The organism is Cupriavidus nantongensis, from assembly GCF_001598055.1.
GTDB classification, from domain to species: domain Bacteria; phylum Pseudomonadota; class Gammaproteobacteria; order Burkholderiales; family Burkholderiaceae; genus Cupriavidus; species Cupriavidus nantongensis.
Map to the genome: position 1 here is coordinate 2,005,018 of NZ_CP014844.1, position 19,344 is coordinate 2,024,361.

Sequence of the window (19,344 nt, forward strand, 5' to 3'; positions counted from 1 at the left end):
GGACATCTTGTGATGAATGGAGCACTTAAGTGGCGAGCGAAGCAATGACGAGCGATATCAACCCTAGGCGAGTCTTTTTGGTCCAAGGCCAACTTGTGGAGCAAAAGGTAGGTGGACGCGAAGGGATCAGCCCTACGATCACGCAGCGTGTGGTGATTGCGGACGATCCTGCCGAGGCATTGAAGCGCCTGGCCGAAGCCGAGCCGACGTTCAAGCCCTTAGGCAGCACGTCGCTGGCCGACTATGAGGATGCGGCGAGTCGCCTGCGCGCGGTCGCTGAAGGGCGCAGTAGCGAATGGAGCGTCCTGGTGGCCTGATGGCCGTCGGAGGGCTCCTATGAGCGGCAAAGGGGCTCTCTCTTTTGCTGCAAAAGACGAAAATTATTGTTTGATGTACATTATCTAGAATTCTCGTATGGAGGCATGATGAGTGGTTTCCTTGAGTTTCTCAGTGGAATGCTTGGTGCTAGGAGTCGATGGGCCGATGGCGCCGTAGTCCGGGCGCAGGGTCTCCTTCGCAGTGGCGATAGTTCGGGCGTTGTCATCGGTGCCTGGAAGGGTCGTCCAATGATCGACACGAGCATGAAGCCCGTTGTCGTAGTCGGTCCCGCCCGGAGTGGCAAGGGCACTTCTGTACTCGTGCCCTCACTTCTGACCTGGCGGCAAAGTGCCGTCGTGCTTGACGTGAACGGCGAATTGGGAACCATCACGGAAAATTGGCGCCGCACTGAGGCTCACAACCAAATCCGCCGCGTTGACTTTGCCGGCGAATCGAGTCCAGACACCTACAACTTTCTCGACGCGATTCGTCGCGACACGTCGCACGAATTGGCCGACATCGAAGCCCTCGCTGCATCGCTGCTGCCTGTGGGCGACAAAGATGGGGAATTGGTCGGCCACGCTCGCGCTCTCCTAACCCTGTGCATCATCGCAAAGCGCCCGGATGGTAGTGCGGGCTTGAGCGATGTGTTTGAGCTACTGAGGAGGCACGACGGGCCCTATGCGACCGCATTCAGCTACCGAGAAGTTGCGCTCGGCACCGAGCTATGCCAAGCCGCCGAGTCCCTCTCCTATGAATTCCTGAAGCTTCCCTACGACGAAGCGATTACGGCGCTGGGGATGGTGGCTGCAGCCCTTTGCCCATTTGCACAGCCTGAGATTGCAAAGAATACCAAGCGTAGCAGCTTCAAGATCACGGAGTTGCGAGGCCACGGAACCCCCGTCACCCTCTACCTGACAGTCAAGCATTGGGAGATTGGTCTTCTGCAGCCATTGATTAACGCGTTCCTGTCTCAAGTCGCGCGGTACACCGTTCAAGCTGAGGCGCAATCCCGAGCGAGCCGCCTGTTGCTGCTTCTGGACGCCTGCGGCAGCCTGGGGCACCTCGATTTCATGGAGGAGCCGCTGGCTCGGTTATCGGAGCGCGGTGTCAAGCCGCTAATTGCGGTTCAAAACATCAGCGCCAATAGCACTGAATGCCTCGCGTGGAAACAAGGCGAAATCCGCGTTGTCCTCCCGCTGAATCGTCCTACCACTGCAGAAATCATTGCCAACGAAATCCGCGCACGAGTTGATCACGGCTCCACGGAAACAGAACCGCGTCCAGTCACGCCAGAAGAGCTACTGCGGATGCGGAGACACGACGCCGTCATTCTCGGCCTGGCCAAGTCGCCGATTCGCGCGGGCTTACGCGGCTTCTACGAGGACCCGAAGTTTCGGGCGCGCACGAGCATGGCCACTGCCCACTGAACCCCGGAAGTAACCCCCTATGGCCGCTCTCCTTAAATACACCTCGCGTCGCACGCCACTGCAGAACGCCATCCTGACGTTCATTGTCGTGATCGTGGGGATGCTGCTTGCCGGTGCGATCCCGACCCAGTGGTGGGCGTGGAAGTACCACTACGATCTGCGTTTGGGGCAACCGCTGTTCAGGCTTTCGGGCTTCGCCTTGTACCAGCCGCTACAGTGGGTGATATGGGGCTGGAAATATGGGGACGTGCTTTCGCTCCGCTCGTCTGTCCACACGATGTTCCTGATCGCCGGTGCTGCAGAGGTCGGCGCGATGATCTCCGGTGGATTCATCGGCTACAAACTCGCGAACTACTCCAAGGGCATGGAGGGCCTGCATGGCACGGCGCATTTTGCTGAGCGCGATGATGTGGACAAGACGGGCTTCATTGATGCCCCCGGCCACAAGGCAGACGGCGTGATAGTGGGCTCGGTCATGCTGGACCGCAAAGGCAAGGTTATCCATCCGCACCACCCGAAGTTTGACAAGCGTTATGAGCCGATCATGATTCGCGGGAAATGGCCGCGATTTCGAAAGATTCCCAAGCGCGATGGGAACAAGCGGCCCATGTTCCAGTTGAGGAAGACCATCGTAAAGAAGGTCGAAATCCTGCGGGACGGCGGGAATACACACATTTTCGGCTTCTGCCCGACCCGTTCCGGTAAAGGTGTCGGTATGGTGGTTCCGACGCTGCTCACCTGGCGCCACTCGGTGATGGTCAACGATCCGAAGGGCGAAGCCTACGCGCTATCTGCTGGCTTTCGCAGTGCCGCTGGCCAAACCACCATCAAGTTCGAGCCTGCCTGTACCGATGGCACAGGGGCTTGCTGGAACCCGCTCGATGAGATTCGCATCTTCACCCTGCGAGACGTGGCGGATGCCCAGATGATCATGACGATGGCCTGTGACCCAAAGGGTAAGGGCCTCGATGACTACTTCGACAAGGCGGGCTATGAGTTCCTGACGGCCGTGGCCTTGCACGTCCGCTATACGAGCCCCGAAGGCTCGCTCGCAGCTTGCGCGAACTATCTCGGTGACCCGAACTGGGACAGCGACAAGCAGATGTACACCGAGATGATGCAGGCGACCCACGACCCGGAAGGGAAGATGGGATGGAAGGACTCGTTCGGCAACTCGACCAAGACGCATCCGATGATCGCCAATGCAGCGAAGACGATGCTCAACAAGGAAGACAAGGACCGCTCCGGTGTGTTGTCTACAGCGAAGTCGCTGCTGTCGCTATACCTGGATCCGATTGTTGCGAATAACACCAATCGCTCTGACTTCTTGGTGCGGGATCTGATGACGGGAGAAAAGCCCGTATCGCTGTACTTCGTGGTGAATCCACCCGACATGGAACGCCTTACGCCGCTCACGCGACTCTTCTATGCGATCTTCATCCGGCGCAATGCAGCGGAGATGGAGTTCGAGGGCGGCCGAAGCCGAGCCAACTACACACACCCGCTTCTGATGATCATTGATGAAGCGGCTTCGCTGCAAAAGCTGCCGATCCTGCAAGAGGCGCTGGGATATGTCGCAGGCTATGGCATCCGGATGTTCTTCCTTGTGCAGGATATCGTGCAGATCGAGGAGCTGTACGGCGACAAGCAATCGTTCGATTCAGGCGCCGAGACGCGAATCGCGTATGCGCCGAACAAGATTGAGACAGCAGAGAAACTGGCGCGAATGACCGGCAAGACGACGGTGACAGAAGAGGGGGCGTCGACCAGTCAGAGCATCATTGGCATCAAGGGCGGCAATGTGTCCGTGAGCACGAACAAGACCGCCCGCGATCTTGTCACGGCTGACGAATTCATGGTGTTGCACGACCAGGACATGATTGTCTTCGTGAAGGGGCAACCTCCAATTTACGGCCGCAAGGCGTTCTACTATGAGAACCCCACTTTGATGGCTCGTGCCGCCATGCCACCGCCAAAGGAATCGGCAAGGCTACGTGGTTCGCCGAAGTCCCTGCAGGCCGAGAACCGCGCAGACGACACGGTTGAAATTCGGGAAGCCACGCCGGAAACGCCTCAGGACAAGTGGGCAGCAGGGCGAGAGGCCATGCGAGAGCGGATCGCCGTCGCGGCTCAGCCGCAAGGCACAGGCCAAGTTGCCGCGAAACAGCAAGCTGCGGATGCAAGACCCGAGACCCTAGTCGGGGCACAGTCCGACAGCGAGGAGTCGGCGAAGCCGCGTCAGCGCAGTCGATACGCAGACCAGATCAAGACCATCACGCCAGAAGAGCGCCGCCAAGTCGAGGAACTCGTGGCCAGCGTCGGCGTTGTGAACAAGGTTATTTCCGTGTCCGCCTTCTAGGCAGGTCGTCAACCCGTATACTGTTAATTCCATGTTAATTCCATCCATTCGACAGTGCCTGCCGTCACGCATTTTTCAATGCTCATTGTTCGCCATCGTGATTACCGCGTTTACGGTCGGACACGCCAATGCTCAAGTGGTGGTAGCGGGCGTTGATCCCGAGCTGAGTGCACTCCTTGCGCGTTGCGCGCCTACGGTCCATCCGGAAACCATGGCTGCGGTAATTTCCGCCGAGTCGCGCGGGCATCAATTCGCGATTGCCGATGCCGGCCCTGTGAAGCTGCCATGGGCCCAGCGCAAAGCTCTCGTGCGATCGCTCTATCCGGGGACGCTTGAAGAGGCAGTTAAAACGGCCCAGACCCTTATCGCAAACGGCCATACGGTCTCGCTCGGGGTAGCACAGGTCAACGACCGCAACCTGGCACGCATGGGGGTCTCGATTCAGGACGTGTTCGACCCATGCGTCAACATCGCCGTTGGGGGAAAGATTCTGACGGATTTCTATGAGAAGGCGGTTGCGAAGTTCGGGAATGGCCCAGCCGCGATGAACGCGGCCCTAAGCGGGTACAACTCCGGGGACTGGGAGCGTGGAGCAAGGGACGGCTACGTCAACCTGATCTACAAGCAAGTGGGCAAGCCATTGGCCCTTCGTACGGAGCGTATTGTGCCGCGCATTACGCGCACGGCCGCCGTGGCGGCCGACGCACGACCAGAGCACACCAATGAGCGAGCCTTCACGATGAAGGCAACGAATTTCTCAGTAGCAGAGATGCACTGAAACGGCACGGCGAAAGAGGGAGATGGCGATGGGTACTGGGTTGCATGCCCTGGATCGAAACAACGACTACCAGGCCACGGTTATTGCGAGCACTAGGGACCGGCTCATTCAGATGGAAACAACGTCGCCCCCGCTTACTTCGGAAGCGACTTCCGCGCTAGAGGTTCTTGCCGACCAACTCCTCTCAATGCGAGCCAAAGGATTCCCGCTTGAGCGCCTGGCCTCGATCCTCACGCAGTCCGGAATCAACGTCGCCATCGATGAACTCGACGCGTTCCTGCAACATTCCATGCTGGCCAGAATGTATGCCTGCGAAGCGAAAGTCGAAGAATACGGACGGCGCGGGCATGTCAGATCTTCCGAGCGCTCCGCATTCATCGAGCGCGGACTACGGCGCGCGCTGGAGACTGGCGAAGGCCTGCTACTTCATTACCAGCCTCAGGTGAACATGCACACCAGGGCGGTAGTCGGCGCGGAGGCGCTGCTTCGTTGGCGCCATGGGTCGGATCTCGTGAGTCCGACTGAATTCATTCCAGTCGCGGAGGAATCCGGGCTGATTGAGGAGATCGGCGAATGGGTTCTCCGCGAAGCCTGTGCCGAGGCCGTGCGCTGGCAGCGTTTGGGCCTGGGGCAGGGCAAAGGCCTCAAGGTAGCAGTCAACCTTTCGGTCAAGCAGTTCTCGGATCGTCTTGTGGACGTCATCCACGGCGCGCTCTGCGATGCCGGCCTGAGCACCGATCTACTCGGCGTGGAAATCACGGAGAGCTTTCTGGCAGATGAGCGCTCACAAGGACTCCTGCAGGCACTCCACGACACGGGTCTCCATCTCTCCATTGACGACTTCGGGACCGGCTACTCGTGCCTGTCTCGCGTGAGCACACTGCCGCTCGACACGATCAAGATCGACCGCGCTTTCGTCGTTGATCTTGGGCGCACTCCAGGCGCTGCTGCTGTAGTGCAGTCCGTGATCGGGCTTGCGGAGAAGCTTGGTATGTCCACCATCGCCGAAGGCGTTGAGACCCAACGGCAAATGGATCTTCTGAAGGCTCTCGGATGCACCGTCGCGCAAGGCTACCTCTTCGCCAAGCCGTTGCCGGCCGCCGAATTTGTCCAGTTTGCGTCAGCAGCGCGTTGACGCTACGCAGAACGAAAGGAACGTCAATGTATCGAGCCACCAAAGCTGTGTTCTTTCCTTGGTTGATCTTCTTTGCCATCAGGCGGCCCTCCACTGGCGTCATATGCCTCCTGCTTCAAATCACCGTCGTCGGATGGCTGCCGGCATCAATTTGGGCGGCGCACTCTCTGCGCCGGTACGAGAGGATCAACGAACGCCTGTCCATGGCCATTGCGGATGCGTTGAGACGCAGGCAGATGGAATGCCCTGCTTGGAGATCTGCGAACGAAGGCGGGTGGGCGTCCCTAGGTTAGTCAGGAGAGCTGGGCGCACAGGCAGCATTCGCTCTGTCGCGGCAAGGGGCTCCTTATGAAGACCTTGGTCTGAAGATGCACCATGTCCTGTCCTCCGGATTTTCCTATGTTTGGCTCTGGCCGCGCCGCGCCATTGCTTTCGTCCCATGTGATCTTCATACTGTTTCGTAATGCGAACTGAATATGGGTGTATTACGGGATGACAAAGCCGGGAGTGATTGAGAATCACGAGATCCGCCACGCCCTCAAGGTAGCAGCGGTAACGGGACAAAACACGGAGCGCGATGTCGCCTTGCTTGCGGTTGCATATGGCACCGGCATCACGCCAAATGAATGCGCCAAACTGCTTGTCTCTGACTATTTGAGTGCTAATGGCAACGTGGTGCGGGAGTCGAAAGTCCGCGCGGAGATTGCATTCAATGGAAAGGCTCGGCCGCTTCATTGGTCTGGCCCAAGTGTGCAGGCAGCCATCGATGAGTACCTGGCATACCGCCTTGTCGCTCGGCATGGCGTTACAACGAGCCCTGCCGCATACCGTGGCCTGGATCCTCAGAGCCCGCTCTTCCTCGCGGGCGACGGCCAGCCATTCGCATTCACCCGCCGCATAACGCCGGCTGGGGCCGTGAGCTATTCATGCGAGTCGCTGACAGAGATTATTCGTCGGCTGCACCAGCAGGCTGGCATTGCCATGGGCAATGCCAGCGCTGCGCGCCGGACGTTCGCAGTGTCGCTCCACAGAAAGGGGCTGTCTCCCAAGCTGATTCAGGAGCTGATTGGAGTTTCCAGCCTTTCAGCCGTTAAACGAATGATTGAGGGTAATCCTGTGCGCTTGGCGTCGATTGTGAGCGGAGTTATCTGATGGCCACGGCAACAAAGAAGACGGCACGCGGACTTGGCCGGCTGGCGACCCTCGCGGCCGACGCGCAGCAAGAAGCGAAGCGCGGCCGGGGACGCCCTGCCACGGGTGAAGCAAAGACTGCCACGCAGAGGGTGAAGGACTTGGACGCTGCGCTGGTCGAATCGGGCGGGCGCATCTTGAACCGGCTGCGACTGTCGGCCGAGGCTACGGCTGCGCTGGCCAACCAGTCGGAGCGCTACGGATCGGACCGAGCCACCATCGAGGCAGCGCTGATTGAGCTAGATAAACGTTGCGCGCAACGATAAATAAACATATACTGTTTTCATCGTCGGCGTAGGTGTGCCGAGATCGCAAGGGGGATGAAAAATGAACGAGAACTTTATGCAAGAGGTGCGATATCACGTGGCTGTTGCGAAGGCTCATATGCGCAATCTACGCCGTTTCAAAGCCCGGATAGCCGAAGGCGAAGCTACTCGCACCTATGTCGCTACAGACTTCCTTGACTGCCGCGCTGCACGCGCCAAGATTCGCCACCACATGATGCAGGCGCGCAAGTGGAAGCACCTTGCGTTCGGTGGCCGCATGACTGGCACGAAACACGCGCCGAATTTGCCGAAAAAGCTTGCATACGGTACGAAGCTGCATCGCGCTTACGCCTAACCAAAGCCCGCTACGGCGGGCACAACGCCGGAAAAGCAATGCGCGCCTCATTCAAATCGTTTCTGGTTGCATCGACCGTAGCGTTGGCGGCAGTCGCCGCGCACGCGCAAGGGTATTCGGGCCGATGGGAGTCCATTTCCTGGCAAGTAAGTCAGCCGACCCGATTCATGGTCTCCGGCGTCTTGCAGAAGACTGGAACTATGGACATCAAGCCCGTTCACGGGATCTTCACTGCCAAGACAGGTGACGCGGCTGTGGCCGACTTCGCAGAGCAAGTTCGAACCAAATATCCGGGCTACGCGCTGATTTCCACGTTGGCCTCGCCAGTACCGCTTGCGGGTACATGCGAGCTTCAAATCTAGTAATCGGCAAAGACATGCACATGGAAGAGTTGGTTATCGGTGTTGTAGTGGGGTACGTCCTGCGAGGCGTTATATCGGGTAGCTCGCGTACATCGCAACGCGGGCCGGATGTTGGACAGATGCTGAACGGGTGGTTTAACCGTCGCCGGCACGAGAAGTATCGAATGAAGGCGGAGCAACGGGGCTTCCTCCGCTTGTTTGACGAGGAGTACAGGAACTGCGGGGACGCCCCCTACTGGCTCCAGAGTCCGGCAAGTTGCATTAAGGCTTTCCGTCGCGCGGAGCAGCGGCATCAGACTGCTGCAGCGGCGTAACGAAACGGAAAAGCCCATGCCTCGCGTTCCATGGCATCGACGGATGGGCCTCGATTGGTCCTTGAAGATGATCGGCCGACAGGTTGTGCAAGCCGACGTCTACCAATGGCGTGAAGTGCCTGGAGCTGGCTACTCGAAGCGAGTCAGGATTGCGAAGGCACCCACACTAAAGGAAGCCTTGGCCAAGGCGAAAACAAAGCTGAAGGTTGAGGACTAGGAAAAGCCGGCCAGGCCGGCGCGATGAAGACCAACAACTGGACTTCCTATGATTGACACCAAGATGCTGGGCGCGGCCGTTACGATTCTCGGCAAACGAACAACGACTACCCCCTTCCATTTCAACTTCCATGACGCAGAGGTCGGTCATAGCGTTGTGATCGCGCCGTCGTCCAAAGGCATGTCCGTCATGTACGACACCCTGCATGACGAGCTCTCTAAAGCTGGCGGCACGGTGCAGGTATTCGACAAAGGTCAGTCCCGGTCCTAAAGCCGGCGCACCCGCGAACAGTAATGAATCAGATCATCGACAACGAACGCGAGCGCTGGGCCGAAAACCTCTCGGTGGCCGTGCGCTCGCTACGCAAATACGGTTTCCTCGTCGTGCAAGACCCTGATGCTGCAACGATGACGCGAGCCGATCAAGAACGCCGGGCGCATCAAGCTGCGTGCCTCCTGCTCGCGGTGCCAGCGACGAACGAGAACCTGTCGGCGCACGCTGTCCACGAACTAGCCTGCGCCCTGCTCGAAAACGGCGCAGTGGGCCTCGACCGAATTCGCGGACGGGCATAGGAAAACCATGGGGACGAGAATACTTCGCGTCACATTCTGTGATGGAACGAGAATGTATGGCCTTTACTCGACCGTGGTTGATAAGGCCCACACTGATATCGCGCAGACTGGGGGCATCGAACCGTCCGAAAAGCAAGTACGCGAGCTAACTTTTCAGCAATCCGATGACGCAGTGTTCTCAGGCGCGGTGGAAGAACTCATTCAGTGCGAAGTCCTCCATTATGGGGACGTGGCCCCATCAACGGCATGGATATCAATGGCAAAACGCGTTGGAAGATTCGGCAAGATAACTGGTCCACATGAGGGTGAGCAATATTCTGGCGATGTCGCAGAAGAAGCGCAGGAGATGAACCTCCACTTCATGACATCGGCAATGCCTTCGAAGCAGTTGCAGGGCAAAGCAAAGAAGCTGCCAGCCTTGGCAATGCGGTTGATCTCCGGCCGGCTGGCCCGGACCTTTGGTAGACAGGAAAAGCAAGAGGCGCGCGAACGCGCTGCGCCAGTACCGGACTGCGATTTCCATACGAAGCAATAGAACGGAAAAAGATATGGATACCCGATGGGATAACGCGTTAGCCGCACCACTGGATCAAACGCGTTGCAGTGACCTCGCGGACGGCGCTTATGACCTGAGCCGCCCTTTGTATCGCTGCGCAGTTTGCTTGGACTTTGGCGACAAGAGTTTGCATCGGTATGTGGACGATTGCCCGTCCTTCGATGAGTAGTGAGACCACGGAAAGGACTATGAAAACCATCGCTATCACTGGTCGTACAGGTGTAGGGAAGTCGCGGCTCCTGACAAGGCTCGTTAGGTCCAATGGCATGACGCTGGTAGATCCCTTGGCGCATCCTGCGCTCGCGTGGAAGGCACCCGACCCCGCCGCTTGTGGCGGCGTCGTCGTTGACCATGCACCAGGCGCGAGTTGTGCCCCGAAGGTCGGCCGGTAGCTGACGCAGAGAAAGCAAGCATGACAAAAAGCGAACTGATTGATGCAATCGCAGCCGGTGTAGATGGTCTGACGAAGTCCAAGGCGGAACAGGCACTGAACGTAACGCTGTCGGCCATCATGGACGCCGTGGCCAAGGGTGACACCCTGAACTTGATCGGCTTCGGCAGTTTCAGCAAGGGCGAACGCGCCGAGCGTATCGCGCGCAACCCTCAGACTGGAGAGGAAATCAAGGTTAGCGCAGCCAAGACCGTGAAGTTCAAGGCGGGCCAGAGGTTTAAGGACGCCGTCAACAACTAACCAGGCGTGCTGACTCCTGAACCTTGCCGCTGCGTAGCGGCGGCAACAGTCAGGCACGACAGCTAGGAAAAGAAATGGACGCAGCGGAACGCGAGAACGCGGTGCGCGAGGGTTTCATTCAGGGAGTGGCGTTCGCCGCCGCCGTAGCCGTGCAGCTCCACGGTCAACCGACGATTGCGCGCAGCATTGTGAACGAGACGGGTTTCGACCTCGAAGCATTCTCAGTCGCTGCCGAAGATGACCTAGTGCACCTCAGGGCTGAGGTTAAAGGACTCCCACGTGGTCGGGAATAGCACCAGGCGCGATAGGCGCCCCGCACGCTGGCCGGACGCCAGCAAGATCGATATATGAGTCAGCCAAAATCCTTCACCACGAGCAATCCGGCAGACGCAAAGCTCGCCGACTATAAATGCCTCAAAGTCAGCCACGTAGAATACGTAAAACTCTTGGCGAGTGGGCATCCGGGAGGCACCGTTTCGTTCGCGCAGGCGGGCGTGCATGTCGTCTTCGGAGCAAGTGACATGAGCCAAATTCGAGATGCCTACGCCGATGCTGACGCGGACGCACTTGTTGCAGGTAAGCCGTTCACTGTAATCCCGGCCTGACGCCACGAAAATTGCAATGAGACTCCTTGATTCGACTTCGCTTATCGACCGCGTTCTTGGCCGCTTCGGTTATGAGAAATCGCAGGTTGTGAAGCCAGCGGTGCAAGCTGTCGTTGACGAAGTCGCTGAAATAGCGCCTTTGGCGCATCGGGCCTCCAAAGCCAGCTTCGACTATGCCAAGGCCGAGCGCAGTGATATGTCGTTCCACTATGGCTGCGACGAGGACACTTATCACTACGCGATCGGCAAGGACGATTGGATTCCTGTTTCCATCGCTGCCATGTTGCTTGGCAAACGTCTGAAAGAGGCACGTCAGCTTATCCAGGTCTACGCAGACTCGCAGTTGTGGCTGCGCCCTGAGTCCGATGTGTTTCTGGAATGGTGGGAAACTAACGCGGCCCCGTTCGAGAGGATTGCAACTCTCGACTTCGATGTGCCCCTCTATGCCACCGACGTCCCCCTTGAAATGGACTGGCCTGCAAAGTTCTCGCGCATGGCACCGCTGGAGGTCTCATACCAGTATCGGCGATGCTGGAAACGCGTGTATGTTGACATGACGGAAGACTTTCTCGCTGTTTCGCCAGTGCACGCCGATCTAGGCCGCCTTCCGGCCTTAAGAGATGTAGAGACTGGTCTCAGGAATCTACTTACTACGCTAGACCAATTTAGTATGACCTGGTTCGAGGCGCGCGGCTTCAAGGTGGACTGGGAACTTGGGCTCGTCCAAGTTGAGGGCTACGAGGCTCTATTCTACTGTTCGGTACAAGCCTATTGAAATCGCGGCTACCTAGAGACGAGCTTCAAGGCAAAGGAATAGAGCGATGAACACAAAACGTGTTTTGCTGATTGGCGCTGGCTTACTCGCATACGCGGTTGTAGCGGTCAGTGTCTTCTACATTCTCGATCACGCATGGCTTAGCAGTTGTGGGCGCATTCGAATTTCGTTCGCATTGCGCGAACCGTCCGCCGCTGTCTTGATCCCGTGCCTGCTGTCTGGCCTCGGGGTGCTGGCCTATCTTCCTTTGGTCGGACTTGGCGCAACGTTCCTCGCCAGAAAGTTGTATCGAGTGCTTGTGGTGAAGGGTCGCAGGGTGCAACTCGCCAATTGGCCTTGGGCTTAACCTACGGATCGGAAAAGCGGCCGTAAGATCAAGAGGAAAGTGGGGATGAGGTGATGATAAAGGCGAATCGCATCAAACGTCGCCTGCGCTCCTGGGCAAAAATTTCACCCGGCAGCAAGTGGATCGGACGCTTACGCAATCGAATTCACGCGCGGGGCGTCGATCGGTCGCTGGCCCGATACCGAGCGGAGACGATCTCGGCGGCTGCACATGCAACTGCGGCAGCTTTCCTTTGCGTGATTCTCGTGCTCAGGGGTGTCCTAACGCCTATGTACGCGATGTTTATCACTATCGCTGTGGGGCTTCTCTATCAGGTCTACGCGATTGCCAATTATCGCGCGGCCCGCAAGCAACGCTGATGACCAGTTCGGAAAGGTGGTCATGAAGATCAGGGTAGAACTCGCTGGGCATGACAAACTCTGATCGGGCGATGTGGTTTCAAAGGAAAAGGACATAAGGGATGAGCTATCTTCGAATCGCCATCGAGGACGGTGAGACCGCCCCGGAAGGACATGCGGTCCTAAGTGAGGTGGAAGCTCTCGCATTCGCCCAACTTTGCAAGCGCATCACGTTTAGCGATCTGCGCGCATGCGCCGTAGACGATCTGGAGGCTTACGTCATGCTGGGCGCCGTCGGAAAGTTCCAAGAGGCATTGAGAACAGCAGGCTACTCGCCCCGCTGACAAGGAAAAGCAGATGAATTTGAAGCGCGCTATTGCAGGGGGCGCACTCGTTCTTGCGGTTGCCCTAATCGGCCAGTTCTTAGGCACAATGGCGGGCAACGCCGACGGTGAACGCGCCAAGGTTCGACTAGAAATCGTATGGCCCTCGCTCATGTCGATGCCACAGGAGGATCGCGCGTTGCTGGTTGGCCTGGCTATGAGCTGTCGCCTCGAACGGCGGCAGGCAGAAGCGGACGAGGTCGTGGATTGCTTGCGGCAGGCGGCGAGCTCTCCCGATGCGATGCTTCCAAGAGGCACTGATCGAGCGAGCGTTCCAGCACAACTCAACCGGTTGCTCGCACATCAATAGACTTGATGAAGCTATGTCGATTGTGCAGACGGTTCCTGGATTGAGTGCGTGTCCAGGGCGCTGCGGCGGTGTCTTACCCGACCGCGGCGGCTCCCCGTCCGCTGCACCGCGCTGGCCAGAAGCACGCGGTCTGCTCCCTGCAGACAATGGTCAGCACCTGACACGCCGAACCGCGTCGCTGGGCCCGCCTGGCCGGCGTCCTATTGCTCTTGCGGCGACAGCCGCCATGCTGGAATGCCGTCGTCGAAACTATCGAACCACTCCCGAATTGCGTCTGCAACAATGCGTGGATCGCAAGTGGCCGCATCCGGAACGCATGCCCGAATGAGGCCTTCGACGTCAAAGCGCTGTTCCGCCCGAGTAGTCCGCCAAGCATTGCGGTTGCGGGCGAGGATATTGAGGCGCTGGTCGCGGATCGGAAGGTAACGCATGGCGAAGACAGAGAATGGAGTCCCCGTATTGACGGCCTCCTCCTCCAATATCTTGAGCCCACGCGTTTGACCAGAAGATGAACCGACCGGCAAGTCTTGCTCGGCATTGATGGGACTTGCACGGCAAGTCGAGCGAATTCCGGATTTCCAGTCCAGTAAAAGCGTGCGTAGTCCAGCTAATTCCGGTTCCCTACACCCCCCTGTGAGGAACCGTAATTCGTCGGACGGCGTTTTCCGAAGAATCAATGACTCAACATCTAATTCCGTCCCCGCTCGACTGTCTTAGAACTGGAAATAGCTGAACTGCAGTGAAATGATGCGCGAATTGGCTGGACTGCTCCGCAGGCGCCCTGGACGATAGCCCCGTCACAGTACTTGCATTGCCCTGCAGACATCAGGGATGACGGCGCCGTGAGAAGTATGCGTTGGGCACGTTATTCTTCAGCATTGCTAGCGTTTGCTCATAGTTGCGTTGCACGCGGGTCTCTTTTGAGAGAATGCCGTCGAAGTAGGTCGCGTAGGCTACGTACACGATATCGATGAAGTCGCTGGTCACCTTTTTGGGAGATAGCACATTTTCGATGCTCACGCCGCTGCGCAACTTCTCAAGTAGCCATACGTACCCCGCAGCCGTATAGCGAAAAACGATGTTGTTCACCGCTTCTTCAACGTTGGCGGCGCGCTTTACGTCTGGATGAGACTGACGCACAGTGGCCCACAGCTCGAATACATGCTCCGCGATCCTGGCATCGAGTTCAGGCCCGTATGCGCGCCCAGTTCGCAACTCGGAAAGCTCCTTCTGCGTGAAGCGTGTCGCGTAGCCCGCGACGACAACCTCCATCTGCTCCATGCCCTTTTGCATAGCGTCAAAATGGTCTTTGGCCGTCCGGGTACTGTCTTCCAACGCCGCCAGGAGCAACTTATCACCGTTGACCGCCCGGTGGGTCTGCGCGCAAAACTGGGCAAAGTCTCGCGTCTGTGTCTTGTCGATCAGGCGCTTATCCAATCCCTGCGTGGCCATACGAAGTCCAGCTACTTCACGCGTTCCTTTCAGTACCAGCACCTGCTTGGGAAATTGGCAAAGGATGGAGAGCGAGCGCGATACGTTTCGCAGCGCGTCCCCTTTGCGCATCTCCATGCCGGCATAGTCGATCAATACCGCAATGTTCTCGCGGCTGGATCGAAGGTAGTTACGGAGATCTTCATGCTCAAAGTAGTTCGCGTCAATGACCATCTTCATAGCGTCGGCTCCCAACCAAATCGGTGTCCGGGATTCTAACCTTCGACCGTTTGGGACGGTGGCACGGGTCGCCGACGACGAGCGAGATGGGGTAATCGTACTTTTCGTGCTAAATCTGGCGCTTTCCCTGAAAGCCGTTACTGGCAGGGCTTGTCGGTCGACTCCCGCGACCGTCGGCAGACTCTGAGAGATCTCGCGGTAACATAGCTGCCCACGCACCGCGCCGCCGCAAGGAGGTAGGGAAATGCCAGGCATGGAATTTCGCTATGTGGGAATCGACCGCTTGCCCGCCAAAATGTCGGAGTTCGACGTGGAGCGGTACTTTGCGCTCACCGACAGCGACATGGCGGAAGTGAATGAGCGGTTTCGACGAGACTGGCGCGCCGGCGCGGCAATCCAGCTGGTCTTTCTTCGGGCGAGCGGCCATACGCTGGACCATGTCGGCACCCTGCCGCGTCAGTTGCTGCGTTACATCGGTGAGCGCCTTGGCGTGCCGACGCCAACCATCGCGTCGCTGCGGACCATGTATCACCGCTACAAGACGCTCTATGACCACCAAGTCTGGGCCTGCGACTATCTCGGGCTGACACGGATTGGGCCAGACCATTGGGCAGGGCTTGGGGCGTGGATGCGCCAGGATGCAAAAGAATCTCTGACGCCCGAGGACCTGCTACAGCACGCGCGCTCCTGGCTATACGAGCGGCGGATCCTGATCCCGGCCGAGCGAGCGTTGCGCGATCTCGGCCGCTCGATCTGGGCGGAAATCGAGCGAGCTGTGGTAGCCATGATCGAGGCTACCATCCCGGAATCTCAACTTGCGCGTGCGGACGCGGTTCTGTCGACCCGTCACGAAACGTCGGGAGTGACCGTTCTTGAGTGGCTGAAGACCCCGCCAGCACGTCACAGCCCGACAACCATTGCCGAAACGCTCGAGAAAATACGATTCCTGAAGGAACTCGGAGCGCATACCTGGCAACTGGACGCGGTGCCTATGGAGAAGCAGCGGGCCTGGGCCAAGCGCATCGAGGCGCGCCGCCCCGTTAAGATCAGAGAACTGAAGGCGTCGACGCGCACGCTGGAACTGGTTTTCTTCCTTCGAGTGACCTTACTGGAATTGACAGACTCCCTGCTTTATCAGACAGGGCGACGGGTCTCCGATCTGGTCCGACAGGCCTACGAAAAGACCACGACCAAGCAGGCCCGCTCTGCCGCGGATTACCGCCAGCGCCTGCTAGCGATCAAGATGCTCGTCGGCGAGGCCGAACGTTCGGCCGAGGAGCGGCTCGCGGAGATCGGCAAGCTGCTGGGGGATTTACCTAGCAAGCCCGCCATGAGCCATGCAGCCAGTGTGCGCGAGACACTGACTGAGGACAATCAGCGGATCCGAGCTCTACTCACATCGCTGCGGGAACTGGATTTTGCCGGCCGGGAAGCGGAACCCAGCCTGCGCCAATTGGCGCTCGTTACCAAATTGCACGATAGCGGTGCGAGTGAGCTACCCCGCGGCAGTGAGGTGCCAGCCAGCGGCAGTTGGCATGACCTTATCGAGAATGACGATCGCAAACGTGCACTGCATGCGTTGGAAGCCTCGGCAATCACCGGCCTGCGCAAAGGCCTGCGACGTGGCTCCGTGTGGATTCATCACAGTCTATCTTTCCGGGAACGGGATCAACTGCTGATTCCATCGACGCAATGGGAAAACGAACGCGACCGACATCTGTCGTCGCTGGCATTGCCATCGACGGCCAATGCGTTTATCGACCGCCTGTCGGAGCACCTCAAGGTGAATCTTGCGGCCTTGGATGAGGCGCGCGAGGCCGGCCGGGTCACGATCGGCTCAGACGGTACGCTGCACCTGTCGGCATTGGAGGCGCTGCCCACGGATGGTCTGCCTCGCAAGACACGCGACATGCTCTTCAAGGCCATCGGTACAGCCCAGTTCGCGGATCTGATCATGGAGATGGACGCCCGCACCGGCTTCAGCGCAGTCCTCCTGGCCCGAAGAGCGCGTGACGCGAACGAACTCGTGGCGTTGTACGGCGCGCTGATCGCACACGGCACTGAGATCGATGCCAAGGCTGTCGCAGCGATGATTCCCCAGCTGGACGCGGCGCACATTTCAACACTGATGCGCGCGTTGGAGATGCCAGGCCGACTGGCACGTGCCAATGATCGGGTAATTGAGTTCCAGCGGACTCACACGATCACCGAACTATGGGGAGACGGACAACGAGCCTCGAGCGACTCCATGAGCCTCGACACCTCACCCCACCTTTTCTATGCCCGCGCCGATCCCCGGCGGCGCACCCACGCGGTCGGAATCTATACGCACGTGCTGGACCAGCACGGAATTGTGTACAACCAGCCGATCGTGCTCAACGAGCGACAAGCTGGCGTCGCGATCGAAGGCGTCGTGCGCCACAATGACACGCGCGACGACGGTGGCTTGCTTCGACTTTCCGTCGACACGCATGGATATACGAGCGTCGGCATGGCGGTTGCGAAGCTGCTTGGATTCGATCTGTGCCCGCGTCTGCGCAATCTGGCCGAGCGCAAGCTCTACTTGCCGCGGCGATTGGCCGCCCCGGACAAGCTGACACCGGTCGTCGCCCATGAAATCTCTCTCAAGGCTATTCGTGATGGCTGGGACGGCTTGCTGCGGCTGGTGGCATCTATCAAGTCCGGACGCGTCAGCGCCGTGGTTGCCCTTCAGCGCTTCGGCAGTGCCGCACAGGGTGATGCCGTCTATCGTGCCGCCGATCAGCTCGGCAAGCTGCTGCGGACGCTGTTCCTATGCGACTATTTTGGCAATCCAGAATTCCGGCGGGAGTTGCATACCCTGCTCAATCGCGGAGAGTCAGTCCATCAGCTCCAGCGTGCGGTCTACACCGGCAAGGTCGCGCCAGAACGGGGCCGTCGGCGTGACGAGATGATCGCGATCTCGGGCTCACTGACCCTGCTCACCAATCTGGTGATTGCGTGGAACACGCAGCGCATGCAGGTGACAGTGGATGCCTGGCGCCAGAAGGGGCAGAGGATCGATGATGACTGGCTACGGAGAATGGGGCCAGCGCACTTCGGACATATCAACTTCCGGGGCACGCTGCGTTTCCCGCTCCATCTGTATCAGGAGATGTTGCTGGACGCCGCACACGGGCAGCGCGCGACAGGTTCATGAGGAACGCACCATGGAATCTGTACTGAGAAAGCCTCCTCGTCTTGCACTACCGAAACTTGAGCTTCCTTTAGCTCAAGGTAGAGAAAGTGGTCGGAGGACCCTCAAGCGATTTTCAACAGTGCGGAGGCAGTGCCACGCTAATGCGAATGACGATGATGCACGTCCGGATAATGCGGATGCTTGTGTACCATCACCTCGTGCGCGTGCCAGTGTCTGTGGGGCTCCTTGCCATCCCATGGGAAGTCGTGCTCATGCTGATGATGCTCGTCGTGTCGATGCGAGTGGCTGTGCGCCAGTGGCTCATGGGTATGCTCGTGCTCGTGCCGCTCGCGCAGGTGCAACCACACGCCCAATGCCATCAGCGCCGCGGCAAGCCAGAAAGCCAAGCCTGGCACTTCAGGCCAGATCACAAATGAGATCAGGACTCCAAACAATGGTGCGACCGAGAAATACGCACCGGTTCGCGCAGTGCCCAACAGACGCAGCGCCACCACAAACAAGGCGAGACTCACACCGTATCCGGCGAATCCGACGACCAGCGCACCTGTCGCGGTACTGAGCGGTGGAAACACAGCCCCATGCATCAGGGCGAGCGTCGTGTTGCATAGTCCAGCGACAACACCCTTCAGGCAGGCGACGAGTAGCGCGTCATTGCTGGAGACCTTGCGGGTCAGGTTGTTGTCAACCGCCCAGCACAGGCAAGCGCCGACGATAAGCAGCGCGCCAGTCGACATCTGCAGGCTGCCCGGCTGCCAGGAAAGCAGCAAGCCGCCGGCCACGATCGCGATCATCCCCAGAACAATCTGTCGGTCGGCGTTCTCCTTGAACACCACCCAGGCGATGACGGCCGTGAACACACCCTCCACGTTCAGCAGCAGGGATGCCGACGCGGCGTTGGTCGAGACGAGGCCAGTCATTAGCAACGCTGGCCCCGCCACGCCGCCCGCAAGGATTGCGCCAATTAGCCACGGCACCTCTGCTCGCGGAATGCCACCATGATCATTTCCCGGATCAGGCTTCGCCCAGATTCTTCGGATCGCGAGCACAAGGGCCAAGCCGAAGCCGCTGCCCAGATATAGCAGCCCGGCCAGCAAGAGCGGGGCAACTGAACCGGTCAGCGCCTTGGCCAGCGGCGTGCTTGCACCGAATAGCAGAGCGGCCAGTAATGCCGGAGATGCGGTACGAATGGACATG

General features: G+C 58.8%; 23 protein-coding genes. 20 read left to right on the forward strand and 3 right to left on the reverse strand.

The annotated features are described in order from the left end of the window. Positions 1-44: 44 nt before the first annotated feature. The 19 genes from A2G96_RS09380 (at position 45) to A2G96_RS09470 (ending at position 13,301) form a co-directional block, all read left to right on the forward strand. A complete protein-coding gene (locus A2G96_RS09380) occupies positions 45-317 on the forward strand; it encodes a hypothetical protein (RefSeq protein ID WP_062798649.1) in 273 nt (90 codons plus the stop codon). 138 nt (positions 318-455) lie between these two features. Beyond that, on the forward strand, positions 456-1,748 hold the full coding sequence (locus A2G96_RS09385) for a type IV secretory system conjugative DNA transfer family protein (RefSeq protein WP_335340553.1): 1,293 nt from the start codon (positions 456-458) through the stop codon (positions 1,746-1,748). A gap of 19 nt (positions 1,749-1,767) precedes the next feature. After that, positions 1,768-4,107 (forward strand): type IV secretory system conjugative DNA transfer family protein, encoded by a 2,340-nt coding sequence (locus tag A2G96_RS09390; RefSeq protein WP_062798652.1) that lies wholly within the window; start codon positions 1,768-1,770, stop codon positions 4,105-4,107. A gap of 85 nt (positions 4,108-4,192) precedes the next feature. Next, the gene (locus A2G96_RS09395; protein WP_167354354.1) at positions 4,193-4,885 is read left to right on the forward strand and encodes a lytic transglycosylase domain-containing protein; all 693 of its coding nucleotides are present in this window, start codon (positions 4,193-4,195) and stop codon (positions 4,883-4,885) included. Positions 4,886-4,907: 22 nt separating this feature from the next. After that, the gene (locus A2G96_RS09400) at positions 4,908-6,020 is read left to right on the forward strand and encodes a putative bifunctional diguanylate cyclase/phosphodiesterase (RefSeq protein ID WP_062798656.1); all 1,113 of its coding nucleotides are present in this window, start codon (positions 4,908-4,910) and stop codon (positions 6,018-6,020) included. A 507-nt stretch (positions 6,021-6,527) separates the two neighbouring features. Beyond that, positions 6,528-7,172, forward strand: coding sequence for a site-specific integrase (locus tag A2G96_RS09410; RefSeq protein WP_231909636.1), 645 nt, complete (start codon positions 6,528-6,530; stop codon positions 7,170-7,172). Beyond that, complete coding sequence (locus tag A2G96_RS09415) at positions 7,172-7,477, forward strand: hypothetical protein (RefSeq protein ID WP_231909637.1); 306 nt, start codon at positions 7,172-7,174, stop codon at positions 7,475-7,477. The genes A2G96_RS09410 and A2G96_RS09415 overlap by 1 nt, the downstream gene beginning before the upstream one ends. Before the next feature lie 61 nt (positions 7,478-7,538). Continuing rightward, positions 7,539-7,832: a hypothetical protein gene (locus tag A2G96_RS09420; RefSeq protein ID WP_062798662.1), complete on the forward strand. Its 294-nt coding sequence runs from the start codon at positions 7,539-7,541 to the stop codon at positions 7,830-7,832. A 38-nt stretch (positions 7,833-7,870) separates the two neighbouring features. Beyond that, complete coding sequence (locus A2G96_RS09425) at positions 7,871-8,194, forward strand: hypothetical protein (RefSeq protein WP_062798664.1); 324 nt, start codon at positions 7,871-7,873, stop codon at positions 8,192-8,194. Between the two features lie 579 nt (positions 8,195-8,773). Next, on the forward strand, positions 8,774-8,995 hold the full coding sequence (locus A2G96_RS09435; protein WP_062798669.1) for a hypothetical protein: 222 nt from the start codon (positions 8,774-8,776) through the stop codon (positions 8,993-8,995). Between the two features lie 23 nt (positions 8,996-9,018). Further along, positions 9,019-9,297 (forward strand): hypothetical protein, encoded by a 279-nt coding sequence (locus A2G96_RS09440; RefSeq protein WP_062798671.1) that lies wholly within the window; start codon positions 9,019-9,021, stop codon positions 9,295-9,297. 52 nt (positions 9,298-9,349) lie between these two features. Continuing rightward, positions 9,350-9,832: a hypothetical protein gene (locus A2G96_RS09445; RefSeq protein ID WP_062798677.1), complete on the forward strand. Its 483-nt coding sequence runs from the start codon at positions 9,350-9,352 to the stop codon at positions 9,830-9,832. A 433-nt stretch (positions 9,833-10,265) separates the two neighbouring features. Beyond that, a complete protein-coding gene (locus A2G96_RS09450; protein ID WP_062798680.1) occupies positions 10,266-10,544 on the forward strand; it encodes an HU family DNA-binding protein in 279 nt (92 codons plus the stop codon). Positions 10,545-10,618: 74 nt separating this feature from the next. Further along, a complete protein-coding gene (locus tag A2G96_RS09455) occupies positions 10,619-10,837 on the forward strand; it encodes a hypothetical protein (protein ID WP_062798682.1) in 219 nt (72 codons plus the stop codon). A 54-nt stretch (positions 10,838-10,891) separates the two neighbouring features. Then, complete coding sequence (locus tag A2G96_RS33125) at positions 10,892-11,149, forward strand: hypothetical protein (protein ID WP_150124084.1); 258 nt, start codon at positions 10,892-10,894, stop codon at positions 11,147-11,149. A gap of 16 nt (positions 11,150-11,165) precedes the next feature. Continuing rightward, a complete protein-coding gene (locus A2G96_RS09460) occupies positions 11,166-11,924 on the forward strand; it encodes a hypothetical protein (RefSeq protein WP_062798684.1) in 759 nt (252 codons plus the stop codon). 46 nt (positions 11,925-11,970) lie between these two features. Next, the gene (locus tag A2G96_RS33130; RefSeq protein ID WP_150124085.1) at positions 11,971-12,270 is read left to right on the forward strand and encodes a hypothetical protein; all 300 of its coding nucleotides are present in this window, start codon (positions 11,971-11,973) and stop codon (positions 12,268-12,270) included. A gap of 460 nt (positions 12,271-12,730) precedes the next feature. Continuing rightward, on the forward strand, positions 12,731-12,952 hold the full coding sequence (locus A2G96_RS09465) for a DUF7706 family protein (RefSeq protein WP_062798686.1): 222 nt from the start codon (positions 12,731-12,733) through the stop codon (positions 12,950-12,952). A gap of 13 nt (positions 12,953-12,965) precedes the next feature. Continuing rightward, a complete protein-coding gene (locus tag A2G96_RS09470; protein WP_062798688.1) occupies positions 12,966-13,301 on the forward strand; it encodes a hypothetical protein in 336 nt (111 codons plus the stop codon). A 200-nt stretch (positions 13,302-13,501) separates the two neighbouring features. Here the strand turns inward: A2G96_RS09470 and A2G96_RS32340 are convergent, their stop codons facing one another. Further along, positions 13,502-13,825 (reverse strand): hypothetical protein, encoded by a 324-nt coding sequence (locus tag A2G96_RS32340; RefSeq protein WP_231909638.1) that lies wholly within the window; start codon positions 13,823-13,825, stop codon positions 13,502-13,504. A 301-nt stretch (positions 13,826-14,126) separates the two neighbouring features. After that, positions 14,127-14,972, reverse strand: coding sequence for a hypothetical protein (locus A2G96_RS09475; RefSeq protein WP_062798690.1), 846 nt, complete (start codon positions 14,970-14,972; stop codon positions 14,127-14,129). Positions 14,973-15,216: 244 nt separating this feature from the next. On the opposite strand from A2G96_RS09475, the gene A2G96_RS09480 reads away from it, so the two are divergent. Next, entirely contained in the window at positions 15,217-18,150 is a 2,934-nt protein-coding gene (locus tag A2G96_RS09480) for a Tn3 family transposase (RefSeq protein ID WP_024570391.1), read from the forward strand. A 137-nt stretch (positions 18,151-18,287) separates the two neighbouring features. Here the strand turns inward: A2G96_RS09480 and A2G96_RS09485 are convergent, their stop codons facing one another. After that, positions 18,288-19,343: a DMT family transporter gene (locus A2G96_RS09485; protein ID WP_024570392.1), complete on the reverse strand. Its 1,056-nt coding sequence runs from the start codon at positions 19,341-19,343 to the stop codon at positions 18,288-18,290. Between the last annotated feature and the right edge of the window lies 1 nt (position 19,344).